The organism is Streptococcus chenjunshii, from assembly GCF_003086355.1.
Taxonomy (GTDB): Bacteria; Bacillota; Bacilli; order Lactobacillales; family Streptococcaceae; genus Streptococcus; species Streptococcus chenjunshii.
The window spans coordinates 346,836-366,474 of record NZ_CP031733.1 but is presented as its reverse complement, the minus strand read 5'-3'; the positions used below and the strand labels follow the sequence as shown (position 1 = coordinate 366,474).

The 19,639-nt window shown below is 43.5% G+C and carries 18 protein-coding genes; 4 read left to right on the top strand and 14 right to left on the bottom strand.

Annotation, left to right across the window (positions count from 1 at the left end):
* Both DDV21_RS01990 and ilvD read right to left on the bottom strand, forming a co-directional pair.
* On the bottom strand, nucleotides 1-1,194 hold the full coding sequence (locus DDV21_RS01990; protein ID WP_116877489.1) for a metallophosphoesterase family protein: 1,194 nt from the start codon (nucleotides 1,192-1,194) through the stop codon (nucleotides 1-3).
* Between the two features lie 1,225 nt (nucleotides 1,195-2,419).
* Complete coding sequence (gene ilvD / locus DDV21_RS01980) at nucleotides 2,420-4,120, bottom strand: dihydroxy-acid dehydratase (protein WP_116877491.1); 1,701 nt, start codon at nucleotides 4,118-4,120, stop codon at nucleotides 2,420-2,422.
* 165 nt (nucleotides 4,121-4,285) lie between these two features.
* Here ilvD and aao point away from each other — a divergent pair, with 165 nt between their 5' ends.
* Nucleotides 4,286-5,497: an aminoacetone oxidase gene (gene aao / locus DDV21_RS01975; RefSeq protein WP_116877492.1), complete on the top strand. Its 1,212-nt coding sequence runs from the start codon at nucleotides 4,286-4,288 to the stop codon at nucleotides 5,495-5,497.
* Between the two features lie 98 nt (nucleotides 5,498-5,595).
* On the opposite strand, the gene DDV21_RS01970 is transcribed toward aao, so the two are convergent.
* Entirely contained in the window at nucleotides 5,596-6,621 is a 1,026-nt protein-coding gene (locus DDV21_RS01970) for a threonine aldolase family protein (RefSeq protein ID WP_116877493.1), read from the bottom strand.
* Between the two features lie 111 nt (nucleotides 6,622-6,732).
* On the opposite strand from DDV21_RS01970, the gene DDV21_RS01965 reads away from it, so the two are divergent.
* Nucleotides 6,733-7,134 carry a MarR family winged helix-turn-helix transcriptional regulator gene (locus DDV21_RS01965; RefSeq protein ID WP_116877494.1) on the top strand — a complete coding sequence of 134 codons (402 nt, stop codon included), beginning with the start codon at nucleotides 6,733-6,735 and terminating at the stop codon, nucleotides 7,132-7,134.
* Here DDV21_RS01965 and DDV21_RS01960 read toward each other — a convergent pair.
* The 5 genes from DDV21_RS01960 to tsaB form a co-directional block, all read right to left on the bottom strand.
* Nucleotides 7,123-7,449, bottom strand: coding sequence for an AzlD domain-containing protein (locus DDV21_RS01960; protein WP_116877495.1), 327 nt, complete (start codon nucleotides 7,447-7,449; stop codon nucleotides 7,123-7,125). The genes DDV21_RS01965 and DDV21_RS01960 overlap by 12 nt on opposite strands.
* Nucleotides 7,439-8,137 carry an AzlC family ABC transporter permease gene (locus DDV21_RS01955; protein WP_116877496.1) on the bottom strand — a complete coding sequence of 233 codons (699 nt, stop codon included), beginning with the start codon at nucleotides 8,135-8,137 and terminating at the stop codon, nucleotides 7,439-7,441. Before DDV21_RS01955 ends, DDV21_RS01960 begins: the two co-directional genes overlap by 11 nt.
* Before the next feature lie 228 nt (nucleotides 8,138-8,365).
* On the bottom strand, nucleotides 8,366-9,379 hold the full coding sequence (gene tsaD / locus DDV21_RS01950) for a tRNA (adenosine(37)-N6)-threonylcarbamoyltransferase complex transferase subunit TsaD (protein WP_116877497.1): 1,014 nt from the start codon (nucleotides 9,377-9,379) through the stop codon (nucleotides 8,366-8,368).
* The gene (rimI, locus tag DDV21_RS01945) at nucleotides 9,369-9,794 is read right to left on the bottom strand and encodes a ribosomal protein S18-alanine N-acetyltransferase (RefSeq protein WP_116877498.1); all 426 of its coding nucleotides are present in this window, start codon (nucleotides 9,792-9,794) and stop codon (nucleotides 9,369-9,371) included. The genes tsaD and rimI overlap by 11 nt, the downstream gene beginning before the upstream one ends.
* Nucleotides 9,795-10,490: a tRNA (adenosine(37)-N6)-threonylcarbamoyltransferase complex dimerization subunit type 1 TsaB gene (gene tsaB / locus DDV21_RS01940; RefSeq protein WP_116877499.1), complete on the bottom strand. Its 696-nt coding sequence runs from the start codon at nucleotides 10,488-10,490 to the stop codon at nucleotides 9,795-9,797.
* A 350-nt stretch (nucleotides 10,491-10,840) separates the two neighbouring features.
* Here tsaB and DDV21_RS01935 point away from each other — a divergent pair, with 350 nt between their 5' ends.
* Complete coding sequence (locus DDV21_RS01935; RefSeq protein ID WP_116877500.1) at nucleotides 10,841-11,071, top strand: DNA-dependent RNA polymerase subunit epsilon; 231 nt, start codon at nucleotides 10,841-10,843, stop codon at nucleotides 11,069-11,071.
* A 225-nt stretch (nucleotides 11,072-11,296) separates the two neighbouring features.
* Nucleotides 11,297-12,976, top strand: coding sequence for a ribonuclease J1 (gene rnjA, locus DDV21_RS01930; RefSeq protein WP_116877501.1), 1,680 nt, complete (start codon nucleotides 11,297-11,299; stop codon nucleotides 12,974-12,976).
* Nucleotides 12,977-13,107: 131 nt separating this feature from the next.
* Here rnjA and DDV21_RS01925 read toward each other — a convergent pair whose 3' ends face one another.
* The 6 genes from DDV21_RS01925 to gap form a co-directional block, all read right to left on the bottom strand.
* Nucleotides 13,108-13,767: a CHAP domain-containing protein gene (locus DDV21_RS01925; protein ID WP_116877502.1), complete on the bottom strand. Its 660-nt coding sequence runs from the start codon at nucleotides 13,765-13,767 to the stop codon at nucleotides 13,108-13,110.
* A gap of 236 nt (nucleotides 13,768-14,003) precedes the next feature.
* Nucleotides 14,004-15,350 (bottom strand): type I glutamate--ammonia ligase, encoded by a 1,347-nt coding sequence (gene glnA, locus DDV21_RS01920; protein WP_116877503.1) that lies wholly within the window; start codon nucleotides 15,348-15,350, stop codon nucleotides 14,004-14,006.
* Nucleotides 15,351-15,401: 51 nt separating this feature from the next.
* Entirely contained in the window at nucleotides 15,402-15,761 is a 360-nt protein-coding gene (locus tag DDV21_RS01915; RefSeq protein ID WP_116877504.1) for a MerR family transcriptional regulator, read from the bottom strand.
* A gap of 100 nt (nucleotides 15,762-15,861) precedes the next feature.
* Entirely contained in the window at nucleotides 15,862-16,341 is a 480-nt protein-coding gene (locus DDV21_RS01910; RefSeq protein ID WP_116877522.1) for an FUSC family protein, read from the bottom strand.
* A 303-nt stretch (nucleotides 16,342-16,644) separates the two neighbouring features.
* A complete protein-coding gene (locus tag DDV21_RS01905; protein WP_116877505.1) occupies nucleotides 16,645-17,841 on the bottom strand; it encodes a phosphoglycerate kinase in 1,197 nt (398 codons plus the stop codon).
* Between the two features lie 484 nt (nucleotides 17,842-18,325).
* Nucleotides 18,326-19,339 carry a type I glyceraldehyde-3-phosphate dehydrogenase gene (gene gap / locus DDV21_RS01900; protein WP_116877506.1) on the bottom strand — a complete coding sequence of 338 codons (1,014 nt, stop codon included), beginning with the start codon at nucleotides 19,337-19,339 and terminating at the stop codon, nucleotides 18,326-18,328.
* Between the last annotated feature and the right edge of the window lie 300 nt (nucleotides 19,340-19,639).

Below are 19,639 nucleotides of genomic sequence, written 5' to 3'. Positions count from 1 at the left end.
CTACTTCTCTTTCAATTGGCTCAGTATATCAGTAACGGCATCCTTTTGATAGGCTGTCATTGCTTCTCCGTCTGTCATTTCTTTATAAAACGATTCAATAATTTCCTCTTCGCTGGCCGTCAGTCTTTCCTGCCTTTTCTGAGACTGTGTGATCCTGCTAGATTCCTCCCTGCTGTGAATGCTGATATCAATAATTTCAGAGCCGTAAATGTCTTCTAATTTTGCTCGGACATTGATACCTTCGAGCTCTTGTCTGCTTTTAGTCAGGATATCAAAGGCAAAGCGGGCTTTTTGACGGGGATAGGCCTCATAAAATTCTTTAGCTGTTAAGCGGTCAAAATGTTCTTCTAAAACAAGAAAATCACGGTAAACCGGTAACTCAACAAATTTTTTACTGACAGCATCGGGACTGATATCAATAATATAAACCCCTTTCCGGTCCTTTCTTTTCGCCTCATCCTTGTTAAAAATAAGCGGGCTGCCGCTGTAGACAACATTTTCTGACGGGCTGGCATGGTGCGTGTGGATATGCCCCAAAGCCACATAGTCAAAATCAGCGAATATGCTGCTGTTTAAACTGGTCAAACCGCCCACCGTACGAAGTGTTTCAGATAACATCTGCGAACGGAGGGCAGCCTCATCCCCGCTCTTGGCTACAGCAAAATGTGTTACCAGCAGATGGGCTTTTTGGGGATTGAATCTTGCTGTCATATCTTTGACAATCCGGCTGACAGCCTGATGAATATCTTTGAGACTTTCCGGCTCCTCATCTTTATAATAAATTCTGGCATCAATCGGATCAATAAAAGGAAGCAAAAATATCTGTGTATCAGCTGTTTCGATCGGTTCAAAAGCGTCCTTTAAGTCAGTCGCTAAAAAGAACTGCTGCCGTCTGAAAAATTCCTGCCCAAAAGACAATCTGCGGCTGCTGTCATGGTTGCCGCTAATTGCATAAACAGGCAGACCGGCTTCAAAAAGGAACTCATTAATAATCTGGTTGAAGACCTGAACCGCATCTACAGAAGGCAGGCCTCTGTCATATAAATCACCAGCAATAAGCACACCGTCAACCTGCTCTTTCTGAGCTAATTTGACCATTTCATGGAAAATAAATTTTTGATCTTCTAATAAATTGATACCGTTATTATTCAGCTGACGGCCGATATGCCAGTCGCCTGTATGCAATAATCTCACACTCTCTCCTTACATAAGATACAAAGGCCGTTTAAAAATCTGTAGGAAAAGACGGTAAGCCAGAAATCTTTGATTTCGTAGGCGCACCTCTGCCAGGACGGCTAGAAAGCTGCGGCAGGCTGTTAAGACTGCAAAGCTTTCAGACGTCTACGGCTAGGGGGGCAATATGCCGCATCACGCTGGCAGACATCTTTTTCACTAAGATTTTAGGCCGTGTTCAGTTCAACAAGATACAAAGGCCGTGTAAAGAGCAAAGCAAAAATAGGAGGCTGGACGAAGAACCATAGGGTTCTAGGACAGACTGTCCTTTTTGCACAGCTCTTAGGCCGTGTTCAGTTCAACAAGATACAAAGGCCGTTAAGAAATCCGTATGAAAATGACGGTAAGTCCGAAATCTGTGATTTCGCAGACGCACCTCTTCCAAGACGGCTAGAAGGGTGCGGGCGGCTGTCAAGACGACAAAGCCTTCAGACGGCTACAGCTAGGGTTGTTTAGCAATCTGCTTACATCACGATGACAGCCATCTTTTTCATTAGGATTTTAGGCCGTGTTCAGTTCAAATAAGATACAAAGGCCGTCTAAAAAGCAAAGCAAAAATAGGAGACTGGGCGAAGAGCCGCAAGGCTCTAGGACAGGCTGTACTCACAGAGCACCCACACTCGTACGTCAGCTTGCACTTCCTACGATTGCGTCTCTTTTTTGCACAGCTCTTAGGCCGTGCTCATTTCAAACAAGATACAAAGGCCGTGAAAAACGCAAAGGGAAAACAGGAGACTGGCCGCCGAGTCACTAAAGACTCAAGGGAAGGCTATACTCACAGAGCAGCCACACTCGTACGTCAGCTTGCACTTCCTACGATTGCGTCTCTTTTTCTCACAGCATTTAGGCCATGTTCAGTTTCGTCAATCTTTTTTATCAGGCTAATCATTTATTTAATGAAATTACAGGGGCAGGCTGTGTCAGTCTGTCATTTAGGTTTCTGTCCTGCTCCTCATTCGCTGCAGCCGCAAACAGTCTTTTCCCGCTATGGTTTTTTCAGCTATTTCGCTTTATTTAGACCTACAGCAGATTTTTAGTAAGTCTGGCACCAGCAGCCGCATATTATTTTTTAGCAAAAATATTAATTCCTAAAAAGAAAAGAAGCAGGCCTCCATAACTGCTTGATAACACCTATCATGGAAGTAGACCCTGCTTCTTTTACGTTTATCGTCTCATTATATAGACTCTATCCTTTATTCCAAAAGTCTGTAACAGCACCCTTAGCTGCTGATGATACCGTATGGGCATATTTGCCGAGGACACCGCGCGAGTATAATGGCGGAATCACTGTCTCTGACTTGCGGCGTTCGAGCTCTTCATCGGAGACTGCCATACTGATTTCCTTTGTATCCTGATCGACAGTAACCATGTCGCCTGTACGTAAATAGGCAATCGGACCGCCGTCCTGCGCTTCCGGAGCAATATGACCGACAACCAGTCCATAAGTTCCGCCTGAAAAGCGACCGTCTGTAATTAAGGCGACCTTATCCCCTTGCCCCTTCCCAACAATCATGGAAGACAGGGACAGCATTTCAGGCATACCGGGACCGCCCTTAGGACCCACATAGCGAACGACAACAACATCACCGTCAACGATTTCATCCTTTAAGACAGCATCAATAGCCGCTTCTTCTGAATCAAAGACCTTAGCCGGACCGGTATGATTTCTCACCTTAACACCTGAAACCTTAGCAACTGCGCCGTCCGGAGCCAGATTCCCTTTAAGAATGATAAGCGGCCCATCTGCGCGTTTTGGATTTTCCAGCGGCATAATCACCTTTTGTCCCGGTGTTAAATCTGCAAATTCAGCCAGATTTTCGGCAACAGTCTTACCGGTACAGGTTATGCGGTCACCATGCAGGAAACCATTGGCCAAAAGGTATTTCATCACAGCCGGAACCCCGCCGACTTCATAAAGATCTTGGAACACATACTTGCCGGAAGGTTTTAAGTCAGCCAAGTGAGGAACACGCTCCTGAAAATCATTAAAATCTTCAAGAGACAAATCAACATTGGCAGCATGAGCGATAGCCAGCAAATGGAGAGTGGCATTAGTCGATCCGCCTAGAATCATAGTCACTGTGATGGCATCTTCGAAAGCTTCGCGAGTTAAAATATCAGACGGTTTAAGCCCCATCTTCAGCATATTGACAACGGCACGGCCGGCTTCTTCAATATCAGCTTTTTTCTCAGGTGATTCTGCCGGATGTGACGAAGAGCCCGGCAAACTCAGACCCAAAACCTCAATAGCTGTTGCCATGGTATTGGCTGTATACATACCGCCGCAGCCGCCGGGACCAGGGCAGGCATTGCATTCAATAGCACGCACCTCTTCAGCAGTCATGTCACCATGGTTCCATTTCCCGATCCCTTCAAAAACCGAAACCAAGTCGATATCCTTGCCATCAAGGTTCCCTGGCGCAATCGTCCCGCCGTAGGCAAAAATGGCAGGAATATCCATGTTGGCCATAGCAATCACAGAGCCCGGCATATTTTTATCACAGCCGCCGATAGCAACGAAAGCATCTACATTATGTCCTCCCATCGCCGCTTCTATAGAATCTGCAATAATATCACGTGATGTCAGCGAAAAACGCATCCCCTGCGTTCCCATAGCAATGCCGTCCGCAACGGTAATCGTTCCGTACTGGACAGGCCAGGCGCCGGCATCTTTGACACCCTCTTTAACAACCTTGCCGAAATCATGAAGATGGATATTGCAGGGAGTGTTTTCTGCCCAAGTTGAAATAACGCCGACAATCGGCTGTTCAAAGTTTTCGTCTGTCATTCCGGTAGCCCGCAGCATCGCACGGTTAGGAGATTTCACCATACTGTCATAGACATTGCTGCGGTGTCTTAAGTCTTTCATCGTCTCTTTGTCAGTCATTTAAACCTTTCCTCCTAAAAAGGGTATATTCCTTAGTTCTTGTTATCATTTTACCACTTTCCTTAATTAAAGTCAGTATCAAATAAACCATTATTCTAAATTTTTTGATAATTCTGTCAAAAACGCTCTCTGTTAAAGATAAACGCTTTGTGCTAGAATAAAAGCATGATACATTATGATACTATTATTATCGGAGGCGGGCCGGCTGGTATGATGGCTGCTGTCTCCTCAGCTTTTTTCGGTCAAAAAACGCTGCTGCTTGAAAAAAATAAAAGACTGGGCAAAAAATTAGCCGGAACCGGAGGCGGCCGCTGTAATGTCACCAACAGCGGCAGTCTCGATGACATACTGGACAGCATTCCCGGAAACGGGCGCTTCCTATACAGCGTTTTTTCCCAATTTGACAATCAGGACATTATTCGTTTCTTTGAAGATAATCATGTGAAATTAAAGGAAGAGGATCATGGACGCATGTTCCCTGTTACCGATAAATCACAGACTATTATTACTTGTCTGGCTGATAAAATAAGTGAGCTGGGTGGCCATGTCCAAACCAATTGTGAAGTTGTTTCTGTCAAGAAAGCTGCTGGTCTTTTTCATATCAAAACAAATACTGGGAAGAAAATGGTTTGCCAAAAACTTATTGTGACTACAGGCGGAAAATCATATCCCTCTACTGGCTCAACTGGTTTTGGCTATGAAATTGCCAGGCATTTCAACTTGAAAATAACTGACCTTGAAGCAGCTGAAAGTCCGCTGCTGACTGACTTTCCTCACAAACATCTGCAGGGCATCTCACTGACCGACATCAAACTGTCCTATCAGAGACACAGTATTACTCACGATCTTCTCTTTACGCATTTTGGCTTATCCGGCCCTGCTGCTTTGCGCATGTCCAGCTTTATCAAAGGCGGAGAAACCCTTTTACTGGATTTCTTACCGCAAATGGAACCGGCAGAGCTTTCAGGCTTTTTTGAGGACCACCGCCACAAGACTGTGAAAAACACCTTAAAAATATTGCTGCCAGAACGGTTGGCTGATTTTTTAGCACAGCCCTTCCCCCAAAAAATCAAGCAGCTCAGTCCTAAACACATACAAGAGCTCATACATACCATTAAACAGTTCCCGATAAAAACGACCGCTAAGATGTCTCTGGCTAAATCTTTTGTCACTAAAGGCGGTGTTTCCTTAAAAGAAATCAATCCTAAAACACTGGAAAGCAAAAAAACGGCCGGCCTTTATTTTGCCGGCGAAGTTCTGGATATTAATGCCCATACCGGAGGATTTAACATTACAGCAGCCCTTTGCACTGGCTGGGTAGCCGGCAGTCAAACCCCCGTTTGCACAGATACTGACCAAAGCTTAGCGAATGAATGAAAATACAGCTAGATCTTTAACAACGGTCAGTTTATAAAGAACATAAGATTACGGCAGTTATCCGCTGTTGCTCCAGTCTGTCCGCTGTCCCGAGTCTGCTATAAGATGGCTTTTAGCCGGTCTATATCTTCCTGAGTAGTGGACCAGCTGGTTGCTAAGCGGATCACCATGTGATCAGCATCGTATTTTTCCCAAAAGGAATAAGTTAATTCCTTACTCAGCTCTGTCAGTTTATCATTATGAATAATAATAAACTGCTGATTTGTAGGTGATTCTAAATAAAAACGATAGCCTTTTTCTTTAAGGATAGCTTTTAATTGCTCAGACAGGGCGAGTGCCTGACAGCCGATTTCTATATATAAATCATCCGTAAAAAAGCGGTCGAACTGCAGTCCAAGCAGTCTGCCTTTAGCCAATAAAGCGCCATGCTGCTTGACAATTGTTGTAAAATGAGCAGGCCTGTTATTTTTCGTAAAGACGAGCGCCTCACCTGCCAGAGCCCCCATTTTTGTTCCGCCTATATAAAAGACATCGGTTAATTGAGCTATAGCTGCTAAATCAAGGTCGGTATCCTTAGCCGCTAAAGCGTATCCGAGACGGGCACCATCCAGAAAAAGTGAAAGCTGATAATTTTGACAAATTGCTGAGAGGGCTTCTAATTCTGCCTTACTGTAAAGTGTGCCGTACTCAGTAGGATGGGAAATATAAATCATTCCTGGAAAAACCATATGTTCATGATTCTCATCCGCAAAAAAAGTCTCCAGATAGCTGCGAACATCCTGAATACGTATTTTTCCTTGATGACTGGGAAGTGTGAGTACTTTGTGCCCAGTATATTCAACAGCACCTCCTTCATGGGTAGCAATATGGCCAGTCTCTGCTGCAAGGACTCCTTGATAAGGCTGCAGCAGACTGGCTATAGCTATTTGATTGGTCTGAGTTCCGCCTGTTAAAAACTCTATCTGAGCCTGAGGACAGTCAGCTGCCTTTTTTATTTTGTCTGCAGCTCTTTCACAGTAACGGTCTCTTCCATAACCAGGAAGGTTCTCAGTATTTGTTTTTGCCAAAGCTTCCAAAAGGTCCGGATGTATTCCTTCATTGTAGTCATTTTTAAAGTGTAACATAACTCTCCTTTTTGTTGCATTTACAATAATTTATGCTTTTATTATAGCATATTTTGTTGTAAATACAACATTTTTTTGTTAAACTATTCTTAGTTATTTCAAGGAGGATTTATGTTTACTGTTATCCGCACTATCGGTGCCGTTACCCGAGCTATCCAAACTGACTCTAACCAGCATTTTAAACAATTGGGACTTAATAATAACCTTTTTATCTATATTATCCGCATTTGCGAAAAACCTGGTATGTTCATGGCAGAATTAGCAGAAGCCATTCAAATTGACCGGACAACTGCTTTTCGTACCATTCAAAAATTAGCCGAACGGGGTTATTTTGAACTTCGAGACGATGCACACAACCAAAAAATCAAGCGAATCTTTCCCACACAAAAAGCTGCGGCTATCTACCCGCAGCTCCATGATTATGAGCAGCAGCAATCTGATTATCTCCTTGCAGATTTGTCATCTAGCGAACAAAAAGAGCTCGCCCGCCTGCTGTCCAAGCTAAAATATTAACCGCAGACAAGCCATACAGAGGACACCGACTAAAACTGATAATAAAATATTTTTATAACGTACAGCAGCCCAAAATGTCGGCAGAACCGCCGCAGCTTCCAGCCATTTGACAGCGGGGAAAGAGCCTGTCCTTTCAGTCAAAACACTAGATAAGGTAAGAGCAAAAATGATAGAAACAGGCAGGTAATTTAAAAAGCGAATCAAAAATTGAGGAAGTTCCTTATATTTTGTCAAAATAAAGGGAGCAATCCGAGGCAGCCAGGTCACCAAGCCGCTTAAAAGGATAACGATTAAAACATAAGTGTCAGCTCTCATCTAAGAACACCCCCACCATGCAGCCGCTTAAGGTCGCCAGCAAAACCGACAGCGATTCAGAAATAAATAAACTAAAAGTCAGGTAAGCCACAGTTACAGTCAGTAAAATACAGAGTATTTTCTTAAGCTTCTCACTCATCAGTATCGCTTCCAGCTGAGCAGCAAAAATAGCAACAAACATTGCAATCAAAGCAAAATCCAGGCCAAAAACATCGGGATTTGGAATATAGCGTCCAAGTATACTGCTAAAAAACACTGCTAAAACCCATGTCAGATAACCGGTCAGATTGTTCCCATACATCCACGGTACTGTAATGTGTTTATGATGACTGTATGCACCCAGCAGCACTCCATAGCTCTCATCTGTTATCAGACTGCCAATAGCGATATTTTGCAGAAGGGAACTGTCCTTAAAAATAAGTGTTGCATGGAGACTCATCAAAAAATGTCTGAGATTTACCAAAAAAACAGTCAGTACAATAGACAATACAGAGGCCTGAGCCAGCAGCATCGCACACATTACAAACTGAGCACTGCCGCCGTAAACAATAATGCTCATCAGCCCCATTTCAAGAGGTGAAAGACCTGAACTTGCTCCAACTACACCGCAGGCAAGTCCAATACTGACATAGCCCAGAGCCGTTGGAAAAGAAGCTCTCACCCCGTCATAAAAATCATTTTGCCGCATTTTTTCTCCAAAGTCATTAATATGTTCATTGTAAAACACTCCTGCATGTTTTGCAAGAGTGTTTTTTACGATTAAATTAAAGTAAAAATGGATTCTCTGTACATTCTTAGGTAAAGGAAACAGCGATCCATCGAAGCCCTCGCGGTACTTTTACTGAAAACTGCTTGCTCAGGTTTGCATAGAAAGGATACATACTTGTGCAGCTGTCTTTGGCTGCAAAGAGGCATTCTACGGTTTATAAGGAGCAAAAGACAGACTTGGACTGGCGTTAAGTTCCAGCCCTGCCAAGTGCCCTTTGTCATATTCGGCCGCTGCTGCCAGAGCAATCATTCCGGCATTATCCCCGCATAGACGCAAAGGAGGAATGAGAAGGTCAACATCCTGTATTTCAGCAGCCAGCCGGTCCCGCAGTCCTTGATTGGCCGCAACACCGCCTGCAACAACAAGGGTTTTTACTGGGTAAGCCTGCAGAGCTTTTTTGGTTTTTGTCAAAAGAACATCCAGTACAGCCGCCTGAAAAGAAGCACACAGATCTGCCTTGTTTAAGCTTTCTCCTTTTTGTGCAGCGTTATGGTAAAGGTTGATGAAAGCAGACTTGAGACCTGAAAAAGAAAATTCCAGATTATCATCTGTAATCATCGCGCGCGGAAAATCATAGATATCCTGCCCCTGATGCGCCAGTCGGTCAATTTCCTTGCCTGCCGGATAAGAAAGACCCATAACTCGGCCTACTTTGTCATAAGCTTCGCCGACAGCGTCATCTCGTGTTTCACCGACAATATAGTACTCTCCCGGCTCCGTAACATAGACCAGTTCTGTATGCCCGCCCGATACCAAAAGAGCCAGCAAAGGATAGTTTAACACTCCTTGAACGCCTGCAGCCATCAGGTGTCCCGCCATATGGTTAACCGGAATCAGCGGCAGTTTGTTGGCCCAGGCAAAGGCTTTGGCTGCAGCCATTCCAACCAAAAGGGCGCCAACGAGGCCCGGACCGTAAGTTACAGCAACAGCAGTCAAATCAGCTGCCTGAATACCAGCTTCTGCCATCGCATCTTCAAAACAGTCCGTGATGACTTCAACATGATGGCGGCTGGCGACTTCCGGAACAACTCCGCCAAAGCGCCTGTGGCTTTCAGTCTGACTGGCGATAACATTGGACAGTAATTCTCTTTCATTTTTTAAAACGGCGACACTGGTTTCATCACAGGACGTCTCTACCGCCAAAATATACCTATCCTTCATTGCTTCCCTCTCTTTTCATTACAATAGCATTCTCCTGCGGTTCATGATAATAATTGTTGCGCCTGCCGATAATTTCAAAGCCAAATTTTTGGTAAAGTGACCGAGCCAAGCGATTCGACTCCCTTACTTCAAGAAAAATCGGAAAACCGAGCTTATCAAGATAAGAAAGAAGCTGCGATCCTATTCCCTGACCCTGATAGCGGCGCAAAACGGCAATATTCGTAATTTCAAGCTCCCCCACCAAATGCTGAACTGACAAAAAACCGATAATGTCCTCCTCGTTTTGGACAAAAAAATAGTCAACATAGTCTTTCTGCATGTCTTCGGCAATCTGCTGTTCAGACCAGGGGGAACTCCCGTATACATCTGATAAAATGGCAAAAACAGCTTCTGCCTTCTCCTCAATCTTTTTCATTTAAATTCGTTTGATGTAGCTTTCTTGTAACTGAGCTTCCTTTTGATGATCTTTCAGCCATTTTTCCTCAGCTTCCACACGCTTTAGATAAGTCGGAACAAAAGTTCCTGTATCAACAGGATCCAGCGTGCTGCCCAATTTCCCGATCTCATAAGCTGATGGACGGGTTGGCAGAATCCGAGCCTGCGGCAAAGCTTCTGCAATCTGTTCTTGGAAACGTTCCGCCTCTCCTACAAAGAGCACGTTTTCCTCTTGTGCTGCTGCCTCAAAGACGTCAGTTAAGGCCGCATAGCAATCCGGCCGAACAGGACGGCCCTTTTTATAATAGCCGACATAAACATGATTGCGGCGCGCATCCATAAGCGGTATTACCAGACCTTGAAAATCAAGACCGGCAGCAAGAGCATAAAGGCTTGACACTCCCACTAAGCCTATCTTGAGCGTATAAGCCAAAGTCTTGGCTGTTGCCGCTGCAACACGCAGACCTGTATAAGAACCCGGACCTTGAGCGACAGCAATTCGATCCAGATGCTGAGGTTCTAAATCAGCTGTTCTCAATAAAAAATCAACAGACGGCATCAGACTGATACTGTGATTCTTTTTAACATTGACCGTCACATCGGCCAACAGTTCCTGCTTGTCCAGCAGGGCAACCGCCTGAGTCCGGCTCGATGTATCAAAGGCTAAAATTTTCATGGTAACTGCCCCTATCTAATCATACTGCTTCTCTATTTTACACTAGTTTTGTCAAAATGTTGATTATTTGTTTGAAAAATTCTCAAAAAGCTGTTCAGGTATGCCTGCTGACACCGTCCAACTGTTTTGGGGCTGTCTCATTAAGCTGAAAATGGTTTGAGCAGGCATCTTTTTGTTTTAATACTTTTACTAAAAATCAATAATGTGATATAATTTTACTAATTGCAATGAATCAAGCCCAAATCTATTACACTTTAACAATTGAATAGTTAGACAGTCAATATAACTTTTTCTATTTTGACTGCTTTGTTATTGTTTGGATTAGACCTTGCAGAAAGGAAAAAAGATAGATGATTTATAAAGTTTTTTACCAAGAAACAACTGAACGCAGCCCTCGCCGCGAGCAAACTCAAACGATGTATATCAGTATTGATGCAGAACAAGAGCTTGAAGGGCGGATTAAGGCGCGCAAACTTGTTGAAGAAAAAACGAATTATAATATTGAATTTATTGAACTGCTCTCAGAAAAGCACCTTGAATACGAAAAAGAAACAGGTGTCTTTTCCTTAACAGAACTCTAGAAAGGAGTCACAAGACGGACTAAATTCCAGTCTTACTGCGCTGCAGATAAAGGCTGTCTAAAGAATTCAAGTAAAAGCAGTTTTAGAGGAATGTTTCGCCTGCCTCTGTCTGTTCAGCAAAACAGCTGAAAATAAGCAAGCAGATAGAGAATCAGCGATTTATACTCTCAATCATGCTCACTAAAAAGGCTGTACACTGCTTTTCGTCCTTAGATAACAACTATTATGTCAAATATCAATTTAAAACCCAAAGAAGTCGGAGTCTATGCCATCGGCGGACTTGGAGAAATCGGGAAAAACACCTACGGTATTGAATACCAAGACGAAATTGTCATTGTTGATGCCGGTATTAAATTTCCAGAGGATGACCTTCTGGGAATAGACTATGTTATTCCTGATTATTCTTATATCGTCGAAAACATTGACCGAATCAAGGCCTTGGTCATCACACACGGACACGAAGACCACATCGGCGGCATCCCCTTCCTGCTTAAGCAGGCTAATATCCCCATCTATGCTGGGCCTCTGGCTCTAGCTCTGATTCGCGGAAAATTGGAAGAGCACGGCCTGCTGCGCGATGCTAAAATGTATGAAATCAACCATAATACCGAATTAACTTTTAAACACCTCAGTGTGAGTTTTTTCCGAACAACACACTCCATCCCAGAACCTTTAGGGATTGTTGTTCACACTCCCCAAGGAAAGATTGTCTGCACAGGGGACTTTAAATTTGACTTCACACCAGTTGGTGAGCCGGCTGATCTTCACCGTATGGCAGCCCTCGGTGAAGAAGGTGTCCTGTGTTTGCTGTCGGATTCGACCAACGCTGAGGTTCCAACCTTCACCAATTCTGAAAAAGTCGTCGGTCAGTCTATCATGAAAATCATCGAAGATATTCACGGACGGATTATCTTCGCCTCATTTGCTTCCAATATCTTCCGTCTCCAGCAGGCTGCTGATGCTGCCGTAAAAACAGGCCGCAAGATTGCCGTTTTCGGCCGTTCTATGGAGAAAGCTATTGTTAATGGAGTTGAACTCGGCTACATAAAGGTTCCCAAAGGAACCTTTATCGAGCCAAGTGAGCTTAAGAATTATCACGCCAGTGAAATTATGATCATGTGTACCGGCAGTCAGGGCGAATCAATGGCTGCACTGGCGCGTATCGCCAATGGTACTCACCGCCAAGTGACGCTGCAGCCCGGTGATACGGTCATTTTCTCCTCCAGCCCTATTCCAGGCAACACAACCAGTGTAAATCGCTTGATCAATACGATTCAAGAGGCCGGAGTTGAAGTTATCCACGGCAAAGTCAACAACATCCACACTTCAGGACACGGTGGGCAGCAAGAGCAAAAGCTTATGCTGCGGCTGATGAAACCGAAATACTTTATGCCGGTTCACGGTGAATACCGCATGCAGAAAGTCCATGCTGGGCTGGCTATAGATACAGGTATTCCGAAGGAAAATATTTTCATTATGGAAAATGGGGATGTTCTGGCCCTTACTAAAGATTCTGCCAGACGGGCCGGCCATTTCAACGCTCAGGATATCTATGTTGATGGCAATGGTATCGGCGATATCGGTGCAGCTGTACTGCGGGACCGCCATGATCTTGCTGAAGATGGTGTCGTTTTGGCAGTAGCAACTGTTGATTTTAAAACGCAAATGATTTTGGCCGGTCCGGACATTCTCAGCCGCGGTTTTATCTACATGCGCGAATCGGGTGACTTAATCCGAGAAAGTCAGAGAGTCCTGTTCAACGCCATCCGTATTGCCTTAAAAAACAAAGAAGCCAGCATCCAATCTGTTAACGGCGCTATCGTCAATGCTCTGCGTCCTTTCCTCTATGAAAGAACAGAACGCGAACCGATCATTATCCCTATGGTGCTGACACCGGATCGTTGATTTAATTTTAACCAAATGCTCTCCAGTTTTCGAAAGAGTATCTTTGAACTGTAAATAAAAATAATACAGCAGTCACCACAACCTGCTGTATTATTTTTTATTGTCTCCTAAATGCATTTGTGCTCAGTTCATTAAGCCCCTGGATAAATATAGGATACCGTGCCAGGTGTCACACCGTCGTTAGGGTCGAACCAGCCGCGGTAGTTATCAATCCACTGCTGATCTTTATAGTTAGACTCCAGCACTTGGATTTGACCATCTTCACCAACTTCCGTCACATAGGCAACATGTCCGTAGCCTCCATCTGTCCAGCAAACAATAGCACCGGCAGCCGGTGTTGTACCGATGGCAAAGCCTTGTTCAGCGGCACTGGCAGCCCAGTCACCGCCATTGCCCCACCAGTCACCAGCCCAAGAAGCCAATTCTTTAACACCCCAAGTGCACTGGCCGATCGGATAAGTACTTTCGGACACTGCAGGTTCTGCCTCTATTTCACCTGTATCTGCTTCGGTGGTTTCAGGAGCAATTGCTGCTGCATTTGATTCTGCAACATTATTAGTAACGTTAATTTGCTGACCGGGAAGAATAAGACTATTGACAGTCATATTGTTCATGGCAGCCAATTCATACATATCCATACCGTACTGGCTGGCAATACTAAAAAAAGAATCCCCTTCCTGAATCGTATGGCTGTCAGCATTTACCGGAGCTGAGGCAGCAAAAAAGGCTAACACCATAGAAGAACAGAGCAGGGCTGAACGAGATAACTTATTTTTTCTTAATGACTTCATCAATTGAACCTCCGTTGATAGTAAATTGAGTATAGCAGACAAATGTAACAGACAAATTAAGTTCAAGTTAATAAAATAACAAATCAAATTTACAGAGCAGCGGAAGTACAGTCATTTCCTCTATCAAATCAGCCTATAGCCCATAGATCAGCCGCTGAAAAAAAGCGGGACAACTCATGATATCAAAGATATCACGAGTTGTCCCGCTCTCAGATTATTAAAAAATGACAGCAGTTCTAATACAAATCCAAATAGTTATCCACTTCCCACTGGGAAACAAAGGTCGCGTAGCTGGCCCACTCAATCCTTTTGGCCTCAAGGAAGTTAATATAGATATGCTCACCTAGGGCCGCTTTGATCACTTCGTCTTCCTGCAATGCCTTCAATGCATTATGCAAGGTTGACGGCAAGTCAATAATTCCGACTTCTCTGCGCTCCTCAGCGGTCATGGAGTAAATATTGGTTTCGACCGGAGCCGGAGCTTCAATCTTATTGACAATCCCGTCTAAACCTGATTCTAAAAGCACTGCAAGCGCCAAATATGGATTAGCTGTCGGATCAACAGAGCGCAGCTCAAGCCGAGTACTGAGGCCGCGCGAAGCCGGAACACGGATAAGCGGAGAGCGGTTGCGTCCTGCCCAAGCAATATACACCGGAGCTTCATAACCCGGGACCAAACGCTTGTAGGAATTAACAGTCGGATTCATGATAGCGGTATAGCTGTAAGCATGTTTCATTAAACCGCCCAAGAAATAGTAGGCATCTTCAGACAGATCCATGCCTCTGGGATCCGCCGTATCATAAAAGGCGTTCTCTCCGTTTTTATTAAAAAGTGACATATTGCAGTGCATCCCTGAACCAGCAATGCCGTATTTAGGTTTTGCCATAAAGGTCGCATACAGACCGTGTTTGCGGGCAATGGTTTTGACAACCAGCTTAAACATCTGAATATTATCGCAGGCTTTTAAAACATCAGCATATTTGAAATCTATCTCATGCTGGCCGACAGCTACCTCATGGTGACTGGCCTCAACTTCAAAGCCCATTTCAGTTAAGACATTGACAATCTCACGGCGTGTATTATCAGCTAAGTCAGTCGGTGCTAAATCAAAATACCCTCCCTTGTCATTAACTTCAAGGGTAGGCACTCCCTGTTCATCCATTTTGAAAAGGAAAAATTCCGGCTCCGGTCCTAAATTAAAGGATTTATAGCCCAGTTCTTCCATATGGCGCAGAGCTTTTTTTAAATTGCCGCGGGGATCACCGGTAAACGGTTCATTCTCTGCTGTATAGATATCACAGATAAAACCACCGACACGGCCGTTTTCATCCCCCCAAGGGAAAACGGTCCACGTATCAAGATCGGGATAAAGGTACATATCAGATTCATTAATACGTACAAACCCTTCAATTGATGAACCATCAAACATCGCTTTGTTGGACAAGACCTTATCGATTTGCTCTTCAGTCGCGGGGAATTCTACATTTTTCATTGTCCCCAAGATATCAGAAAACATCAAACGGATAAAGGTAACATTCTGTTCTTGAATGTCACGTTTGATGTCAGCTACTGTGATTGCCATGAAATGGTCTCCTTTGTAAAAGTAAAATTAAGGCACTTTTTAAGTGCAAATTTAACGAAAATTATGGGAAGGGGTGAAAAAGCCGCCCTGACGGCGCAGTTCATCATGTAATATACGTCTCACATCTGCATCAGTTAAAGCCTTCTTCTTTTTCAGTGCTTTATCCTTACGATCAGCGTATTCTTTTTTTATGGCCGCAATATTAAGACCTTCATCTAAGAAATCTTTAATCTCAAGCAACGTATCCATATCATTTAAAGAATAAAGACGGCGGTTACCTGAACTGCGATCCGGTCTAAGCAAACCCTGATCTTCATAATAACGAATCTGACGTGCAGTCAAATCAGTCAGTTTCATAACAGTTCCGATGGGAAAAACTGCCATGGAACGTCTCAGTTCTTTTTCTTGCATGGTAAACCTCCCTTCACCTGTCTATTATAAGATTAATAAAACGAACTGTCAAGTTATAATGTGATATTTTGTAACATAAAAAAAGCAAGTTTTCAAAAACTTACTTTTTAAAATGTGAAAGAAAAAACTGCTGCAGCTTATCAAAATCAGCGTTAACTAAAATAGCAATAAAAACACCGCAAAATGTTTCAAAGACACGGGTAAAAACATAGAGAACTGTTTCATCCTGAGGAATGGACAGCGTAATAATCAACATAGCTGCTACTCCGCCGATAACACCGGCCTTGTTATCAAAAGCCACATTAAACATAATAGTCAGCATTGTCAGGACGGGCACTAACAGAGGAACAACCCAAAAACTGTTATTAAACCAGTCACTGACAAAGTAGAAAATCAAGGCCATCACTCCTCCAATAGAGTTGCCTAAAATACGGGACGTTCCAAAATGGACACTTTTATCGAAATCCTCCCGCAGGCTGAAAACTGCCGTCAAAGCAGCGATTTGCATACCTTCCCAATGAAGGAGGGAGAAAAGCAGCAAAACCAAAAAAACAGCAATCCCTGTCTTTAGCGTTCGCATGCCTAATTTAAACTTGTGCCGGTCAAATCTGTATTTTTTTAACACAATAACCCCTTCTTTTCCATTTATTCCTATTTTATCATGGAAAACGTCTTTTGATAATCCTTTTTTCAGACTGCTTATCCTCAAGACTGACAATACAGCAAGAGAAACCTGCAAAGAAAGGGAAGGGAAAAGGCTGGTTTCTGATTCAGCGCTCATTTCCTTAACCGTCTTTGCTGTGCAAAAAAAGAGGAAGAGATAGACAGACGACTGCTCTGCAATCATAGCTGTCTGTCCACTCCTCTTCATCTTCTGATAATCTTACTTTTCTGTAAGTGCTGAGAGTCCTGGAAGAACCTTCCCTTCAAGAAGTTCCATAGAAGCTCCGCCGCCGGTAGAAATCCAAGAAAACTTGTCGGCACGGCCTAAATTGATAGCAGCTGCGGCTGAGTCTCCGCCGCCGATAATAGACTTCACTCCAGGCTGTTTAACAATAGCATCCATGACACCAATCGTACCCGCTTGGAAGTCAGGGTTTTCAAATACACCCATAGGACCATTCCAAACGACTGTTTTAGCACCTGTTAATTCTTCGTCAAATTTAGCAATAGACTTAGGACCGATATCAAGCCCTAAGAAACCGGCATCAACTGCTTCACCTTCCGTATCTCTTACTTCAGTATAGTCAGCAAAAGCATTGGCTTCTTTAGAGTCAACTGGCAGAATCAGTTTGCCTTCCGCTTTTTCCAGCAATTCTTTAGCGATATCCAGCTTATCTTCTTCAACCAAAGAATCACCAATTTCAATGCCTTGTGCTTTGTAGAAAGTATAAGTCATACCGCCGCCGATAAGCACCTTGTCTGCTTTTGCCAACAGATTTTCAATGACACCGATTTTATCTGATACCTTAGAACCGCCTAAGATTGCTACAAATGGGCGTTCTGGGGTTTCAACAGCCTCTTGGATATAAGCAATTTCATTTTCCAAAAGGAAGCCGGCTGCCGCCTGTTCGACATTAGCTGAAATACCAACATTTGAGGCATGAGCACGGTGAGCTGTCCCAAAGGCATCATTGACAAAAATACCATCGCCAAGTGAAGCCCAGTATTTGCCAAGTTCAGGATCATTTTTGGATTCTTTCTTACCATCAACATCTTCAAAACGTGTGTTTTCAACCAAAAGAACCTGCCCATCTTCAAGAGCATTGATAGCTGCTTCCAGTTTCTCGCCGCGGGTTGCTCCTGGGAATACAACTTCCTGACCAAGTTTTTCTGAAAGGTCTTTTGCTACGGGAGCGAGTGATTTACCTTCTTTATCAGCCTCTTCTTTCACACGGCCCAAATGTGAAAAGAGAACAGCACGGCCGCCCTGTTCAACAATATATTTAATTGTCGGCAGAGCTGCTGAGATACGATTGTCGTTAGTGATAACGCCGTCTTTCAAAGGGACGTTAAAATCAACACGGACAAGGACTTTTTTCCCTTTTAAATCAAGATCTTTAACAGTTAATTTCGCCATTTATCAGACTCCTTAAAAATTTTTTACACGCTAATTATATCATAATTTCTCTAAATACGGTAGGCAAAACAAAGCGTCTTTTTGCAAGAGGCACTGAATCGAACAGAACTGACCCTAAATACTGTGAGAGCGAGGGAGCCTATGGTTTGCGGTTGAAGAAAATCTTTCTGGCATAGTCAAAAAGATAGGGGCTAAACGTTTGATACAGCAGTTCATTGCTAAGGCAGACCGATAAAGCAGCTTTCTTACCTCATAAACTATAGGGCATCTGAGAAATCGGAGATTGCTGGCTTACCGTCAGCCGTAAACGACTGAAAGCTTTGTCGCCTTAACAGCCGACCGCACCTTTCTAGTCGTTCTGGCAGGGGTGCGCCTACGAAATCAGAGATTGCTGGCTTACCGTCTTTTCATACGGATTTTTTTATCGCCCTTTGTTCTTATATAAAAAAAGAGGGTTTCCCCTCTTTTTGATTATGTCCGTCTATTATTGAGCGATTTTTGCAAAGTACTCAAGTGTACGAACAAGCTGTGATGTATAAGACATTTCATTGTCATACCATGAAACAACTTTAACCAATTGTTTACCATCAACATCAAGAACTTTTGTTTGAGTTGCATCAAATAATGAACCGTATGAAATACCTACGATGTCTGAAGAAACGATTGGGTCTTCAGTATAGCCGTATGACTCATTAGCTGCTGCTTTCATAGCTGCGTTAACTTCTTCAGCTGTTACATTCTTGTCAAGAACAGCTACCAATTCCGTAACAGAACCAGTTGGAACAGGAACACGCTGTGCAGCACCGTCAAGTTTTCCGTTCAATTCAGGAATAACAAGACCGATAGCTTTAGCAGCACCTGTTGAGTTAGGCACAATGTTGTTAGCTCCTGAACGAGCACGGCGAAGGTCACCGCCGCGGTGAGGTCCGTCAAGAATCATTTGGTCGCCGGTGTAAGCGTGGATTGTTGTCATCAAACCTTCTTGAATACCAAAATTATCGTGAAGAGCTTTAGCCATTGGTGCAAGACAGTTTGTTGTACATGATGCACCGGAGATAACTGTTTCAGTACCATCAAGGATATCATGGTTAGTGTTGAAAACGACTGTCTTCACATCGTTTCCACCTGGCGCAGTGATAACAACTTTTTTAGCACCGCCATTAGCATGCAAATGTTTTTCTGCAGCTTCTTTCTTAGCAAAGAAACCTGTTGCTTCAAGGACAATTTCAACACCATCAGTTGCCCAGTCAATTGCTTCTGGATCACGTTCAGCAGAAACCTTAACGAATTTACCATTAACTTCGAATCCGCCTTCTTTTACTTCCACTGTACCATCAAAACGGCCTTGCGTAGTGTCATATTTCAACAAATGCGCAAGCATGTTTGGATCTGTAAGGTCGTTGATGCGAGTCACTTCAACACCTTCTACGTTTTGGATACGACGGAAAGCGAGACGTCCGATACGACCGAAACCGTTAATACCAACTTTAACTACCATATAGTGATTTCCTCCTTATTGAAAATCAAAAAAATTAATTAGAGAGTTGCCTCTCTGCCAATCGTGAAAAGAATAACTTGTAAAAAAATACAGGCCCTTTCAACATTTCCATTATATAACTTTTCAATATCTTTTGCAAGATTTTTTCAACAGCCTGCTTATACCGGGCTTTACATTATCAAGCACGGACTGCCTTATCTTGGCTGAACCCTAAGCCAAATCTTCTTTAATTGAAATGTTCAAGGCCTCATTGTTCCGTCTTATTCATCAGTGCAGATCATCAAGGCAGACTTAGTTCAG

Coding starts and splice junctions, on each gene's coding strand:
- ilvD (WP_116877491.1), bottom strand. CDS start 4,120: ATGACTGACAAAGAGACGATGAAAGACTTAAGACACCGCAGCAATGTC.
- aao (WP_116877492.1), top strand. CDS start 4,286: ATGATACATTATGATACTATTATTATCGGAGGCGGGCCGGCTGGTATG.
- DDV21_RS01970 (WP_116877493.1), bottom strand. CDS start 6,621: ATGTTACACTTTAAAAATGACTACAATGAAGGAATACATCCGGACCTT.
- DDV21_RS01965 (WP_116877494.1), top strand. CDS start 6,733: ATGTTTACTGTTATCCGCACTATCGGTGCCGTTACCCGAGCTATCCAA.
- DDV21_RS01960 (WP_116877495.1), bottom strand. CDS start 7,449: ATGAGAGCTGACACTTATGTTTTAATCGTTATCCTTTTAAGCGGCTTG.
- DDV21_RS01955 (WP_116877496.1), bottom strand. CDS start 8,137: ATGCGGCAAAATGATTTTTATGACGGGGTGAGAGCTTCTTTTCCAACG.
- tsaD (WP_116877497.1), bottom strand. CDS start 9,379: ATGAAGGATAGGTATATTTTGGCGGTAGAGACGTCCTGTGATGAAACC.
- rimI (WP_116877498.1), bottom strand. CDS start 9,794: ATGAAAAAGATTGAGGAGAAGGCAGAAGCTGTTTTTGCCATTTTATCA.
- tsaB (WP_116877499.1), bottom strand. CDS start 10,490: ATGAAAATTTTAGCCTTTGATACATCGAGCCGGACTCAGGCGGTTGCC.
- DDV21_RS01935 (WP_116877500.1), top strand. CDS start 10,841: ATGATTTATAAAGTTTTTTACCAAGAAACAACTGAACGCAGCCCTCGC.
- rnjA (WP_116877501.1), top strand. CDS start 11,297: ATGTCAAATATCAATTTAAAACCCAAAGAAGTCGGAGTCTATGCCATC.
- DDV21_RS01925 (WP_116877502.1), bottom strand. CDS start 13,767: ATGAAGTCATTAAGAAAAAATAAGTTATCTCGTTCAGCCCTGCTCTGT.
- glnA (WP_116877503.1), bottom strand. CDS start 15,350: ATGGCAATCACAGTAGCTGACATCAAACGTGACATTCAAGAACAGAAT.
- DDV21_RS01915 (WP_116877504.1), bottom strand. CDS start 15,761: ATGCAAGAAAAAGAACTGAGACGTTCCATGGCAGTTTTTCCCATCGGA.
- DDV21_RS01910 (WP_116877522.1), bottom strand. CDS start 16,341: ATGCGAACGCTAAAGACAGGGATTGCTGTTTTTTTGGTTTTGCTGCTT.
- DDV21_RS01905 (WP_116877505.1), bottom strand. CDS start 17,841: ATGGCGAAATTAACTGTTAAAGATCTTGATTTAAAAGGGAAAAAAGTC.
- gap (WP_116877506.1), bottom strand. CDS start 19,339: ATGGTAGTTAAAGTTGGTATTAACGGTTTCGGTCGTATCGGACGTCTC.